Source organism: Pseudomonas sp. (genome assembly GCF_041601375.1).
In the GTDB taxonomy this organism is placed as follows: Bacteria; Pseudomonadota; Gammaproteobacteria; order Pseudomonadales; family Pseudomonadaceae; genus Aquipseudomonas.
This window is the reverse complement of record NZ_JBFIIG010000117.1, coordinates 1-12,936: the sequence shown is the minus strand read 5'-3', so window position 1 is coordinate 12,936 and position 12,936 is coordinate 1. Positions and strand designations below refer to the sequence as shown.

General features: G+C 62.7%; 11 protein-coding genes and 5 pseudogenes. 9 read left to right on the top strand and 7 right to left on the bottom strand.

Translation table 11 applies throughout. The features are described 5' to 3' along the window. Positions 1–205: pseudogene (locus ABZE94_RS14895) on the top strand (succinate--CoA ligase subunit alpha); the annotation flags it as partial. 426 nt (positions 206–631) lie between these two features. Then, positions 632–1,945: a branched-chain amino acid transport system II carrier protein gene (brnQ, locus tag ABZE94_RS14890; protein WP_372876280.1), complete on the top strand. Its 1,314-nt coding sequence runs from the start codon at positions 632–634 to the stop codon at positions 1,943–1,945. Between the two features lie 98 nt (positions 1,946–2,043). On the opposite strand, the gene ABZE94_RS14885 is transcribed toward brnQ, so the two are convergent. After that, positions 2,044–2,772, bottom strand: a complete 729-nt coding sequence (locus ABZE94_RS14885; protein WP_372876281.1) for a methyl-accepting chemotaxis protein — start codon at positions 2,770–2,772, stop codon at positions 2,044–2,046. A 141-nt stretch (positions 2,773–2,913) separates the two neighbouring features. Continuing rightward, a pseudogene (locus tag ABZE94_RS14880) lies at positions 2,914–3,102 on the bottom strand (HAMP domain-containing protein); the annotation flags it as partial. Positions 3,103–4,079: 977 nt separating this feature from the next. Between ABZE94_RS14880 and ABZE94_RS14875 the strand changes: the two are divergent. Then, entirely contained in the window at positions 4,080–4,817 is a 738-nt protein-coding gene (locus tag ABZE94_RS14875; RefSeq protein WP_372876279.1) for a DUF599 domain-containing protein, read from the top strand. Continuing rightward, positions 4,814–5,203 carry an MAPEG family protein gene (locus ABZE94_RS14870; RefSeq protein WP_372876278.1) on the top strand — a complete coding sequence of 130 codons (390 nt, stop codon included), beginning with the start codon at positions 4,814–4,816 and terminating at the stop codon, positions 5,201–5,203. Before ABZE94_RS14875 ends, ABZE94_RS14870 begins: the two co-directional genes overlap by 4 nt. 117 nt (positions 5,204–5,320) lie before the next feature. On the opposite strand, the gene ABZE94_RS14865 is transcribed toward ABZE94_RS14870, so the two are convergent. Beyond that, a complete protein-coding gene (locus tag ABZE94_RS14865; RefSeq protein WP_372876277.1) occupies positions 5,321–5,512 on the bottom strand; it encodes a hypothetical protein in 192 nt (63 codons plus the stop codon). A gap of 198 nt (positions 5,513–5,710) precedes the next feature. On the opposite strand from ABZE94_RS14865, the pseudogene ABZE94_RS14860 reads away from it, so the two are divergent. The 5 genes and pseudogenes from ABZE94_RS14860 to ABZE94_RS14840 form a co-directional block, all read left to right on the top strand. Then, positions 5,711–5,854 (top strand): annotated as a pseudogene (locus tag ABZE94_RS14860) (thioesterase); the annotation flags it as partial. Beyond that, positions 5,850–6,091 (top strand): annotated as a pseudogene (locus ABZE94_RS14855) (hotdog domain-containing protein); the annotation flags it as partial. The pseudogenes ABZE94_RS14860 and ABZE94_RS14855, both read left to right, overlap by 5 nt. Before the next feature lie 50 nt (positions 6,092–6,141). After that, entirely contained in the window at positions 6,142–7,398 is a 1,257-nt protein-coding gene (locus ABZE94_RS14850; RefSeq protein ID WP_372876276.1) for an MFS transporter, read from the top strand. Between the two features lie 277 nt (positions 7,399–7,675). Beyond that, a complete protein-coding gene (htpG, locus tag ABZE94_RS14845; protein WP_372876275.1) occupies positions 7,676–9,595 on the top strand; it encodes a molecular chaperone HtpG in 1,920 nt (639 codons plus the stop codon). A gap of 102 nt (positions 9,596–9,697) precedes the next feature. After that, positions 9,698–10,480, top strand: a complete 783-nt coding sequence (locus ABZE94_RS14840; protein ID WP_372876274.1) for a dienelactone hydrolase family protein — start codon at positions 9,698–9,700, stop codon at positions 10,478–10,480. A gap of 41 nt (positions 10,481–10,521) precedes the next feature. On the opposite strand, the gene ABZE94_RS14835 is transcribed toward ABZE94_RS14840, so the two are convergent. The 4 genes and pseudogenes from ABZE94_RS14835 to ABZE94_RS14820 form a co-directional block, all read right to left on the bottom strand. Next, the gene (locus tag ABZE94_RS14835; protein WP_372876273.1) at positions 10,522–11,313 is read right to left on the bottom strand and encodes a DUF4394 domain-containing protein; all 792 of its coding nucleotides are present in this window, start codon (positions 11,311–11,313) and stop codon (positions 10,522–10,524) included. Positions 11,314–11,464: 151 nt separating this feature from the next. Next, positions 11,465–12,178 (bottom strand): anti-sigma factor domain-containing protein, encoded by a 714-nt coding sequence (locus tag ABZE94_RS14830; protein ID WP_372876272.1) that lies wholly within the window; start codon positions 12,176–12,178, stop codon positions 11,465–11,467. Next, positions 12,175–12,723, bottom strand: a complete 549-nt coding sequence (locus ABZE94_RS14825; protein WP_372876271.1) for a sigma-70 family RNA polymerase sigma factor — start codon at positions 12,721–12,723, stop codon at positions 12,175–12,177. Before ABZE94_RS14825 ends, ABZE94_RS14830 begins: the two co-directional genes overlap by 4 nt. A 90-nt stretch (positions 12,724–12,813) precedes the next feature. Then, a pseudogene (locus ABZE94_RS14820) lies at positions 12,814–12,936 on the bottom strand (pirin family protein); the annotation flags it as partial.

The following is a 12,936-nucleotide window of genomic DNA, read 5'->3' as shown; positions in this document are numbered from 1 at the left end:
GCCGGTGGTGTCCTACATCGCTGGTGTGACTGCCCCTGCGGGCAAGCGCATGGGCCATGCCGGCGCCATCATCTCCGGCGGCAAGGGTACTGCGGACGAGAAGTTCGCCGCACTGCAGGACGCCGGTGTGAAAACCGTGCGTTCCCTGGCTGACATCGGCAAGGCCCTCGCCGAGCTGACCGGTTGGGAAGTCAAAAACGCCTAAGCGTTGCTGACGGTAAAGAGGCCACCTTAGGGTGGCCTTTTTTGTTTATCGGGCACTAGCAGGCCGTTGAAAAACGTAGGCGAGGCAGCCGAGGCTAGGCAAAAACAGGCGAGGAAGCGGAGTTTACGAGCTGTAAATGAGCATTCCGAGCCTGTTTTTAACGACGCATCGGCAACGCAGGTAGTTTTTCAACAGCCTGCTAGAACTGTTGCCGATGCGACAGCTGATTACGCCAGTTCGACAGCCTGACCTGCGTCACTGCCGCGAAAATGGCAACTTCGTTAGGCTGGCAACTATTCGCGCCTTGGCCGCCACAAGCGGCTAGCGCTGCAGCAGCGGCTCAGCCCAACCGGCAGGGCGACGTTTCCCCCGATCCTTCGGGAAACTCTCGGAATTCATATTTTTCTGCCTGTGGTATTGCCCTCTATGACTCGTTTGCAAGGCTCGGATCTCCTGGCCCTCGGCTTCATGACTTTTGCCCTGTTTCTCGGCGCCGGCAACATCATCTTCCCGCCCAGTGCCGGTATGGCGGCGGGCGAGAATATTGGCCTGGCGGCCTTGGGTTTCCTGCTCACCGGCGTCGGCTTGCCGCTGCTCACCATCGTCGCCCTGGCCCGGGTCGGCGGCGGTATGGCACTGCTCACCGCGCCGCTGGGCAAGCGCGCCGGGATGCTGTTTGCGGTGGCGGTGTACCTGGCCATCGGCCCACTGTTCGCCACGCCGCGTACCGCGGTGGTGTCCTTCGAGATGGCGCTGGCGCCGTTCACCGGCAATTCGGCCACGCCACTGCTGATCTACAGCCTGGCGTATTTCGCGGCGGTGCTGTTGCTGTCGCTCAACCCGGGGCAACTGGTCGATCGTATCGGCAAGTTCATTGCACCGGTGCTCTTGGCGGCGCTCCTGGTGCTGGGGGGCGCGGCATTGCTGATGCCCGCCGGCGAGATTGGCCAGGTAGCCGCGGCCTATCAGGCGGCGCCCTTCGTCCAGGGCTTCCTGCAGGGCTACCTGACCATGGATACCCTTGGGGCCCTGGTGTTCGGCATCGTGATTGCCACCGCCATCCGCGACCGGGGGGTGACCGATGGCGCGTTGATCACCCGCTATTCGGTGATTGCCGGCCTGATTGCAGCCGTTGGGTTGTCCTTGGTGTACCTGGCATTGTTCTACCTGGGGGCGACCAGCCAGGACATTGCCGGTGAAGCGCAGAATGGCGTGCAGGTACTCACCGCCTATGTCCAGTACCGCTTCGGTACCGCCGGCAGCCTGCTGCTGGCGGTGGTGATCACTCTGGCCTGTCTGACCACGGCCGTGGGTCTGTTGACGGCCTGCGGCGAGTTTTTCAGCAGCCTGCTGCCGCTGTCCTACCGGCTGGTAGTGGTGGTGTTCGCGTTGTTCAGTCTGCTGGTGGCCAATCAGGGTTTGACCCAGCTGATCAGCTTTTCGGTACCGGTTCTGGTGGGACTCTATCCGCTGGCCATCGTGCTGGTTGCATTGAGCCTGCTGGATAACCTGTGGTTGTCGCCGCGCCGGGTATTCGTCCCGGTGATGTCGGTGACCCTGGTCTTCGGCCTGGTCGATGGCTTCGCCGCCGCGGGCTTCAGCCCGTTGTTGCCGTCATTGTTCAGCGAGTTGCCGCTGGCCGGCGAGAGTCTCGGCTGGCTGCTGCCGGTGCTGATCACCTTGTTGTTGGCATCGCTGCTCGACCGTCTGCTGGGGAAGGCGCAGGGCGCATTGGCCTGATGCTTCGCTGAAAAGGGCCTGTGCCGGCAGCCAGGATCACGGTGTCGGGCGTCCATGCTCCTGGCTGATTGCGTTCGTGCGGGCAATCCCCGGGTTGTTCAGGCGGCATTGCCGCCGAGGTTGAAATGCCGAACCTGGGCGTGCAGCCGTTCAGCCAGTGCGGCGAGGTCGTGGCTGGCTGCGGTGACCTCGTTGGAGCCCTCGGCATTGCCGCTGGCCAAGTCGCGGATCATCTCGATCCGCTGGCTGATGTCCTGGGCCACCGCGGCCTGCTGCTCGGCCGCGCTGGCGATCTGGACGGCCATGTCACTGATCTCACGGTTGGCGCCAGTGATGACCTCCAGCGCCTGCCTGGCCTCAATCGCCTGGCTGGCGCCCGATTCCGCCTGTGTCCGGCTCTGGCCCATCACCCCGGCTGCCTTGTTGGCGCCGGCTTGCAGGCGCTCGATCATCTCTTGGATTTCCCGGGTGGAGTCCTGGGTGCGCTTGGCCAGCGAGCGTACTTCATCGGCGACCACGGCAAAGCCGCGGCCCTGTTCACCGGCGCGGGCTGCTTCGATGGCCGCGTTAAGGGCCAGTAGGTTGGTCTGCTCGGCGATGCTGCGAATCACATTGAGGATGCTGCCGATATCGACTGTGTCCTGGGCCAGGGTTTGCACCACGGTCGCGGCATTACCGATTTCATGGGCCAGGGCGTCGATCGACTCGACCATCTGTCCGACCAGCAGGTGGCCGGTGTTGGCGGCCTGGTCGGCGCGCTGCGCCGCTTCGGCGGTTTGCGTGGAGTGACGGGCAACTTCTTGCACAGTGGCCGCCATCTCGGTCATGGCTGCCGCCACTTCGGTGGTGTGCAGTTCCTGCTGCTTGAGGTTGTGCTGGGTCGAGGTGGTGGTGCTGGTCAGCTGCGACGCGGAAACGCTCAGCTGGCTGCTCGAGTGCACCACGTTGCCGACGATTTCGCGCAGTTTGCTCACCATCTGGCCGAATGAGTGCGACAGCACGCCAAACTCGCCACCGCTTTGCGCGGCGAGGTGCGTGCCCAGCTCGCCTTCGGCGACCTGCCGCGCTTCGTCGCTCAAACGCAGCAATGCGCCGGAAACCTTGCGCCGAATCGTGAATATGCCGACGACCGCAATCAGGATCAGGATTACCACCATCAGCGTCACGGCGATCATGTAGCGCTCACCTATCCGGGCGTAGTGGGCGACCTCGTCTGAGGTCCGCCGGTCGAGCAAGGCATAGAAGTTATCCACGGGCTGCATGATCTTGGCTTTTTCCCGGTGGTATTCCTCGCTGTGCATCAGTTGGCTGGCCAGTATCCGGTCGGGCGCTCCTTGTCGGGTGAAGCCGCCCCGGCCATCGGCCAGCAGGCCTTTGGCCAGGTTCATCGCCTCGGTCTCGATCTGCACCAGGGCATCGGAATTGGCCTGGGCCTCGGCCAGCTTGTCCAGTTCCGCCTGGCTGAAACCCTGGCGCCGCATCAGCTCGAGCAGCGGAGCGGATTCTCCGTTGGCTCTGGGGGCGGGCAGGCCGGCGGCGAGGAAATCCCAATACAGACGTTCATACTGCTGTGGTCGGGCGCGTTTGCCGTGGCGGATGTCGAGCACCTGCCAATATTGTTCTTCATAGCGCGAGTCGCCGGTGACGGCGAAGGTACGCGCCAGGCGTGTGAGGTCGTCGGAGCTTTGCCTCAGTTCGTCCGCCAGCAGGTAGGAGCGATATCGATTCTCCTGGCTCGCGCTCAGGTGCTCCTGGTTGGCGAGCATCAGCATGACCAAGGCTGAAACCAGGACGGTGCAGAAGATGATGGCGGCGAAAATCAGGGAAAAAAGGCGCTGCACGGACATGCCGGCTCTCCTTGGCGGTGTTGTGGGACTTCCTGTCTCATCAAAGCATGCAGGCTTCTAACGCAATGACTGGACTCGAACACGGGTTGAGTTTGGCACCGTTATGGTGCGTTTGCTGCTCAAGTGTCAGCCAGGCGCCGGCACTTCGCAACTGTCCACCGCGGTTTATTTTTGGGCGCATGCAAGTCACTCCTGCGGCGCGTGGCAACCCGTGCTGCGGCGAGCGAACAAGGTAGCGGTGCGGCCGCGTCCGACTGGCTATAATCCCGCCCTGGACTGGGGGACTCATGAACATTCTCGAAAACAATCTCTGGCAGCAACTCGTGGCGATTGCCTGGTTTCTACTGTGCTGGGGCGGCTACACCCGTTACGCCTTGTTCAAGGGCCGAACCACGCCCTGCCTGGCCAGTGTCATGCATCTTTATCGGGAGGACTGGATGCGCCGCATGTTGCTGCGCGAAAACCGTATCGCCGATGCCAGTGTGATCGGCAATCTGGAGCGCAACGCCTCCTTCTTCGCCTCCAGCACCCTGATCATCCTGGCCGGTATCCTCACCGTACTGGGTGCCTCCGATCGCGCCGTGTCGCTGCTGGCCGACTTGCCCTTCGTGCAGGCGGTCAGCCGCGAGATGTCGGAGTTCAAGTTGCTGTGTCTAGGGGTGGTATTCGTCTATGCCTTCTTCACCTTCAGTTGGTGCATGCGCCAGTACAATTTCGCAGCCGTGTTGGTCGGTTCGGCGCCGATGCTGGGCGAGCGGCATGTCACCGAGCAGGAGCGCAGGGCGTTTTCCGAGCGTACCGCGCGGGTGATCTCGATGGCGGCCAACCAGTTCAACTACGGTTTGCGTGCCTATTACTTCGGCATGGCGACGCTGTCCTGGTTTATCAATCCCTGGTTCTTCATTGCGGTGAGCACTGGCGTAGTACTGGTACTCTACCGCCGCGAGTTCCATTCCGATGTACTTGAAGTGATGGTCTATACCCAGACCGCCATGCTTGAACCGGCCAAGGAGAAGAGCCAATGAGTCTGCCATTCTGGTGCATTTTTATCAGTGCGCTGTTGATTTTCCTGGCCAAGGCGCCAGTGGCCAGGGCCATGCAGCAGGAGAGCGGGACGTATGACAATCATCACCCGCGCAGCCAGCAAGCGCGGCTGACCGGTTTCGGCGCGCGGGCGTTGGCCGCCCACCTGAACAGCTTCGAGGCCTTCCCGCTGTTTGCCGTGGGCGTGCTGATGACGCATGTCACCCAGACTCATGGGCTGCTGGTGGATGTGCTGGCGCTGACGTTCGTGGTCTCGCGAGTGCTGTACCTGCTGTTCTATTGGGCGGATATGCACTGGCAGCGCAGCCTGGTGTGGGGGGCAGGCTTGCTGTGCAGCCTGTTGCTGATGCTGACGCCAGCCCTGTAAGCACTGCAGAAACAACAAGGCCCGCATCACGCGGGCCTTGTTGTTGAGCGGGTTACCTCCATCTCGGATGGGGGTGATCCGCGATCATTTGCGATTTTTGCCGGTGAGCGGCTCAGATCAGTCTTCCATCACTTCTTCTGTTTTCTGCTTGATGGCATCACCGGTATCTTCAGCCGCGTCACCCATTGATTCAGCCGCTTCCGAGATCGACTCCTTGGCCGACTCCATCTTGTCTTCCGGCGTTTTTTCGCAGGCGGCCAGTGCCAGGACAGCGGCGAGCAGCAGGGTATAGGTAAATGGCTTTTGCACGGTCAGTACTCCTTGTGGACATTTAGGGTGGCGGATGGCTGGGTCGCCCCAGGCATAGCCCTTTCGAGCACGCCCCGTTCGACTAAGTTCCCCGCCCATTGCGTGATAAGTGTTCCACTCCAACATGTTGGCAATGTGTCGTGGCCCGGTGAGGCGCTATCATGCGCGCCTCTTGCGCCCTTGTGGTGGACTGAATCGATGAGCAATACCCGCATTCTCGAGCAGGCGCAGCGCTTTCTGGCGGCGCTACGGCATTGCCAACTGCTCGGACTCCAGCTGCACGAGGCCAGCGCCCTCGGTTTGACCCTGCGTTTGCCCTATAGCCGGCAGAGAGTGGGTGATCGCCGGCTGCATGGAGCATGCCGCCATGCTCCATCTGTTGATGTTCATTGGCATTGCACATTTGCCGAAAATCCTCGACTTCTCGATAGATTACCTGCGCGCCGGTGAATATCGTGGCACCTATGTCCAGTGCCAGGTGTGGCGACAAGGTCGCCGCGTCGCCAGCATGGCGATCAAACCAATCAAACCGAGCCTATCGCCACGGCACGGGCGCACTCCAGGGTCGACGAGCCTTGAGTCTGCCACGGCGGTGCGATCCGCTCGACCTATCTGCTTAAGGAATTCGAATGGATGCGTTGCTGATCCTCGGTGGCTTGCTGCTGATTCTGGCCGGCCTGGTCTGGCTGGTGATGCGCGCCTTCGGCACTGGTCTGCTCTGGGGCTGGGCGAGTCTGTTGCCGCCGTTAACGCTGCTGTACGTGCTGCGTCACTGGCGCAGTGCGCGTCAGGCGTTGGGCCTCAGCGCCCTGGGGTTTATCCCGCTGATCGTCGGCTTGACCCTGCTTGCCAACCAGGATTCGCAGCGCCTGCATGCGTTGTTGAGCTTGCAGTGGCTCAAGCCCGAGGTGCAGGCCCCGGCTGAACTGGCCATCGAGTTGCACGGCGAGTTGAATGGCCAGCCTTTTGCGCCCCAGCAGGGTGAATTGCTCGGCAGCGTGCTCAGCCTGCGCGAAGGCCAGGACTTCTTTGCCCGTCGCGAGCTGCTCATCCGCCTGCCACGGCCCGTGACCGGCGCCTTGCGCCTGGATGTGTTGCCAGGCGACTCGGGCCCGTTGCCGGAAATCGAAGTGAGCTGGCTGCTGCCGGAGCAGGACCTGCCCGAGGCACGTCGGCTGCGCCATGGCTACACCCTGCACCTGAACCTGCAACCTGTGCCGCCGAACAAGCTGGCTGGCGATTTTCATCTGGTGTTGCCTGCACGCTTCAAGACCACCCTGAGCGGCAGGGTCGAGGTGTTCAGCGATGGTCTGCGTTATCGCGACGGCAAGGTCGACCGGCATGTCGACTCCACCGATACCCTGGCCTATGTCATCGAAGACTATCTGCAGCGGCGTTTCGCCACTCGTGCGGTGCAGGTGGGCCAATTGCCGGCGCTGACGCTGCCGGCTGCCAGCCTCGAACTGACGGTCGAGGCGCAGATCGATGGGCAGCCACAACGCTTGCCGATTCTGCTGCACAAGAGCGCATCCCGCGGCTGGGCGGTCGAGGCCGATCGCTTTGCCGCATTGCCGGAGCGGGCGCTGTCGGCGCCGGCACCCCCGGCGCACGCCGCGCCAGTCGCGACGGCAAGCAGCGAACGTAGCAGCCGTCCGCTGGATCGGCGCCTGCGCTTTAGCCTGGAAGGTCTGCTGCGCAGCCCACGCCGCTACGAGAACCTGACCATGCGCGTGTCGACTACCCGCGGCAGTTCGGCGGAGGGGCGTTTTCAGGGGGTCGACCAGGAGGGGCGCATCGTCCTGCGCCAGCGTCTGAGCGGTTCGGGTGCGGCCAGCTACGCCTTGCTCCCCGAGGAAATCGGCACGATCGAGCTGCTGGAGCCCTGAGAGGCTGGGAAAAAACTCCCGCCTACTGCGAACGCCCCCAGGCGCCCGCTGCTGGCGTTGCACTACGCGAAAAATGGGGTCATTTAGCTCACTAAACTCCCCCATTTTTCGCGTAACGCGCCTTGCCGCGGACACCAGGGGACGCTCTCGCTACGGCACTCGATATTTTCTCAGCCTCTGAGAGGTTCGGCCAACTACTTGAAATCCCCAAGCTTGCCCCCATCTGCATGACACCCGCCGGATTCCGGCTTAGTCACCAATGTGGAGTTAGACGACCATGAGTGTGGAAACTCAAAAAGAAACCCTGGGCTTCCAGACCGAGGTGAAGCAACTGCTGAACCTGATGATCCATTCGCTGTATTCCAACAAGGAAATTTTCCTTCGCGAATTGATCTCCAACGCCTCGGATGCCACCGACAAGCTGCGTTTCGAGGCGTTGGCCAAGCCCGAGCTGCTGGAAGGTGGCGCCGCGCTGAAGATTCGCATCAGCTTCGACAAGGAAGCCAAGACCGTCACCCTCGAGGACAACGGCATCGGCATGAGCCGCGAGGACGCGATCACCCACCTCGGCACCATTGCCAAGTCGGGCACCGCCGACTTCCTCCAGCATCTGTCCGGCGACCAGAAGAAGGATTCGCACCTGATCGGTCAGTTCGGCGTGGGCTTCTATTCGGCCTTTATCGTCGCCGACAAGGTCGACGTGTTCAGCCGTCGCGCCGGTCTGGCGGCCAGTGAAGGCGTGCATTGGGCGTCGAAGGGCGAGGGTGAGTTCGAGATCGCCACCGTCGACAAGGCCGAGCGCGGCACCCGTATCGTCCTGCACCTGAAGAAGGGCGAGGAAGAGTTCGCCGACGGTTGGCGCCTGCGCAACATCATCAAGAAATACTCCGACCATATCGCCCTGCCGATCGAACTGCCGAAAGAATCTGTTTCTTCTCCGGAGAGCGATGCAGAGGCCGACAAACCGGCCGAGGTCGAGTGGGAAACCGTCAACCGCGCCAGCGCGCTGTGGACCCGCCCGCGCAACGAGATCAAGGACGAGGAATACCAGGAGTTCTACAAGCACGTCGCCCATGATTTCGACAACCCGCTGGCCTGGAGTCACAACAAGGTCGAGGGCAAGCTGGAATACACCTCCTTGCTCTATGTGCCCGGCCAGGCGCCGTTCGACCTGTATCAGCGCGATGCCTCCAAGGGCCTCAAGCTGTATGTACAGCGCGTGTTCATCATGGACCAGGCCGATGAGTTCCTGCCGTTGTACCTGCGTTTCATCAAGGGCGTGGTCGACTCCAACGACCTGTCGCTGAACATTTCCCGCGAGATCCTGCAGAAGGATCCGGTGATCGACTCGATGAAGTCGGCGCTGACCAAGCGCGTGCTGGACATGCTGGAGAAGCTGGCGAAGAACGATCCCGAGCAGTACAAGGCGTTCTGGAAGAACTTCGGCCAGGTACTCAAGGAAGGTCCGGCGGAAGATTTCGCCAACAAGGAGAAGATCGCCGGTTTGCTGCGTTTCGCCTCCACCAGCAGCGACGCGGGCGAGCAGAGCGTGGCCCTGGTCGACTATATCGGACGGATGAAGGAGGGCCAGGACAAGATCTACTACCTCTCCGGCGAATCCTACGCCCAGGTGAAGAGCAGCCCGCACCTGGAAGTGTTCCGCAAGAAAGGCATCGAGGTACTGCTGCTCACCGACCGCATCGACGAGTGGCTGATGAGCTACCTCACCGAGTTCGACGGTAAGCACTTCGTCGACGTCGCCCGTGGCGACCTGGACCTGGGCAAGCTGGACTCGGAAGAAGACAAGCAGGCTCAGGAAGAAGTGGCCAAGGCCAAGGAAGGTCTGGCCGAGCGCCTGAAAGCCGCGCTGGGCGAGCAGGTGGCGCAGGTGCGGGTCTCCCATCGCCTGACCGATTCGCCGGCGATCCTCGCCATCGGCGAGCAGGATCTGGGCTTGCAGATGCGCCAGATTCTCGAGGCCAGCGGGCAGAAGGTGCCGGAATCCAAGCCGATCTTCGAGTTCAACCCCAACCATCCGCTGATCGAGAAGCTGGATGCCGAGCCGGACGAAGAGCGTTTCGCCGACCTCAGCCACATCCTCTTCGACCAGGCAGCGCTGGCGGCCGGTGACAGCCTGAAAGATCCGGCGGCTTATGTGCAGCGGCTGAACAAGCTGCTGGTCGAACTCTCGGCCTGATAGCTGACGTAAAGATAAAAGCCCGCTTATGCGGGCTTTTATCTTGGTTATTGGATCTCAGGCGCTACTGTTGAAGTGGTATCCACTCACAGGAGCAGGTCGATGCACAAATCACTCATACCCTTGGCGCTGGCGGGTCTGGTCGGTGTCGCCGAGGCGGCGGTGGTGGTCAAGCCGGTGCCTTACGAGATCGACGGTGAAGCCTTCGAAGGCATGTTGATCTATGACGATGCGGTGACCAGCCCGCGGCCCGGCTTGCTGATGGTACCGGACTGGCTGGGGGTGACCGAGAATTCGGCGAAGCAGGCCGAACTCGTCGCGGGCGACAAGTACGTGGTGTTCATGGCCGACATGTACGGCAAGGCGGTGCGCCCGAGCAATGCGCAGGAGGCAGGGGCGGCCGCCGGTGCGGTGCGCGGCGACCGGGCCTTGATGCGCAAGCGCGCCCAGGCCGCAGTCGAGGTGCTGAAAGCGCAGGCCGAGCAGGTGGCCCTGGATAGCGACAAGCTGGGCGCCATTGGCTTCTGCTTCGGCGGCGGCGCGGTGCTCGAACTGGCCCGTTCGGGCGCCGACCTGCAAGGTTTCGTGTCCTTCCATGGCAATCTGGATACGCCGAACCCGGCCGATGCGCAGAACATCAAGGCGCCGGTGTTGGTGTTGCATGGCGCGGACGACCCGTCGGTGCCGCCGGAGCAGGTCGATGGTTTCATCGCCGAGATGAAAGCGGCGAACACCGATTGGCAACTGGTTATCTATGGCGGCGCGGTGCATTCCTTCACCAATCCGCAGGCCAATACCCCGGGGCGCAACCAGTACCATCCGCAGGTGGCGGCGCGGTCCTACCGGGCGATGAACGATCTGTTCGCGGAAGTCTTCGCCCAATAAGCCGTAAGCGGGAAGGCCAGGCGGCCTTCCCGCATCCTCGTTTACATTTCAGGCAGTACGGCGATATCAATGATATTGCCCGGCAGGTCGGCGACCTCGCCCAGGGTGGTTGGCTTGCCGCTGGCCAGGCCCAGGGTGTGCAGCGTGGTACCGGTCAGCAGGTAGAGGGTGTTGCCACCCTTGCCGTCGCTGGCGATATCCAGGGCCGCGTTCTGCAGACCATCGACGATCTTGCCAACGGCTTGCTGGATGCCGTCGTTAGGCGGGTTCTGCAGCATCAGGCTGCTGCTGGCCATGTCGACGTTGTACAGCGCAGTAGCTTGGGTGCCGGCATAGGAGTTGGTGTAGGCCCCAGCCACCACTTGTGCACTTTTACCTGCATAGGCACCGTCAGCCGCGTAGGCCACTGAACCATCGACCACCACCTCACCGGTCTCGACATTGACCCGGAAGTTGGTGCCGTCGGCGGCCAGCATGCGCAGTTTGTCGGCAACCGGATTGAAATCGATGACCGCCTGACCGCTGCCGGGCAGCTGCTTGTTCAGGCTGGCCACCTTGCTGGCCGCGCCCGTGGCCAGGTCCAGGGTATAGAGCTGGTTGTCACTGCCCAGCCCATAGAGCATGCCGTTGGCCGGGCGCACATCGATGCCGCGCAGTGGGCTGGGGCTGTCGGCGGGCATGGTGGCGGTGATTGCCTGGCTGGCGCTGTCGATCTTGAACAGCTGGCCATCGGCACTCAGCGCCAGCAGCGTGGCGGCGCTGGCAGTGCCGGCGGCAAGGCTGAGGGTGGCAGTGGCAACGGCAGTGGTCAGCAGGGTATTGAGCCTGTTCATAAGCGTCCTCTCATCTGTGGTTATCCAGCATCGATGCCAGGCCGGATAAGGCCGGCCTTGCAGGTGCCTCGATGAAACACCTGATAGCTATACCCACGAGAGCGCGCCTGGATGTCGCCGCCTGAAAATAAATTCGGCGGCGTGCGCAAAGTCAGTTGGCCGAGGCTATCACCGCGCGGCCGATATACAGCACCTTGCCGGTTGGCCGGTCCTCGGGCGAGCCTCCGGTCGGTTCCAGGGTCAGTTCGAACAGTTGGCCGGGTTGTACGGCACCAATCTGTTCGGCGGACAGCTGCAATGGCTTACCCGGTTCGACCAGGCCCAGGGAGCGCGGACCGATGGCCGGATCGATCAACGTCCAGAATTGCACGGAACGGTCGGCGGGGATCTGATCCTGCAGCAGCGGTTGCAGGCGCAGGCTGCCATTGCCATCGATATGCACCACCCAGCCTGGCTTGGCCGCCTCACCCGGAGCCTGCAGCACCACGGTGTAGCTGCTGACGACGCTGTCGCTGCGCCATAGCTCAGGCAGCAGGGCGGCGATCAGCGCCAGCGCCAGGGCGGCGCTGGTGAGTCGCCAGGTGGTCAGGCTCTGCCACCAGGCCAGCCAGCCGCTCACGCGACTGACCGCCGGGCTCAGCCCGAGGCTGTCCTGCAGGCGCTGCCACAACTGCGCGGAGGGTGTCTGCGGCGGCAACTGGTCGCTCAGCTCGAGAAAGTGCTGCTGCCATTGCAGGGCCATTTGCGCGGCTTCGGCATCCTGCTCGATCAGCTCGCGCACTTCCTTGGCCTCGGCCTCGTCGAGCAGGCCCAGAACGTATTCGCCGATCAATGCGCGGCGTTCGGCAGGTTGCTGCGTAATCATGCTTGCAAACACTCCTGCAGTGCGCGCAGACCGGCGCGGATACGGCCCTTGATGGTGCCCAGCGGGGTGGTCAGGCGGTTGGCGATCTGTTCATGGGTCAGGCCGCGGTAGAACGCCAGCAGAATTGGGTGGCGGCGGTTGCGCTCGATACCCTGCAGGCAACGGCGCAGTTGCTGCTGTTCGCCCTGTTGCTCCAGCAGCTGGGCGGCCTGCGGGCTGTCGTCGGCGGCGCGTTCGATAAAGTCGTCATCCATTTCCACCGTGCGGCCACGGCTGCGCAGCTGGTTCAGGGCGCGGTAGCGCAGGATGCTGTAGATCCAGGCGCGGCCGCTGCCAAGCGCCCGCTGAAAGCGCTGAGCATTGCGCCAGATCTGTACAAAGGCATCGTGTACACAGTCCTCAGCCTGATCACGGCGGCCGAGCAGAGTGATGGCCAGCCCGAGCATCTGCGCGGCCTCCTGTTGATAGAGCGCCTGGAATGCCCGCTCATCCTGCCGGGCGCAGGCTTCCAGACGGCTTTCGTAATCGAACAGCGGCTGCGCCATGCACAGGGTTCCTGAGTGTGTGAGCGTGCCAAGGGTTATACCCGAGCACCTGCTGTTTGGATGTCGCGGGAGTGCAACAAATCTTCTCCGTCAGCGTGGCAGCTCGATTCGCGCGGTCTCGCCTGGCACCGTTGGCCAGTCCTGCGCGGCCCAGCGTTGACGGGCCTGGTCGATCAGCGCCGGGTCGTTGGCGACGAAGTTCCAGTTGATCCG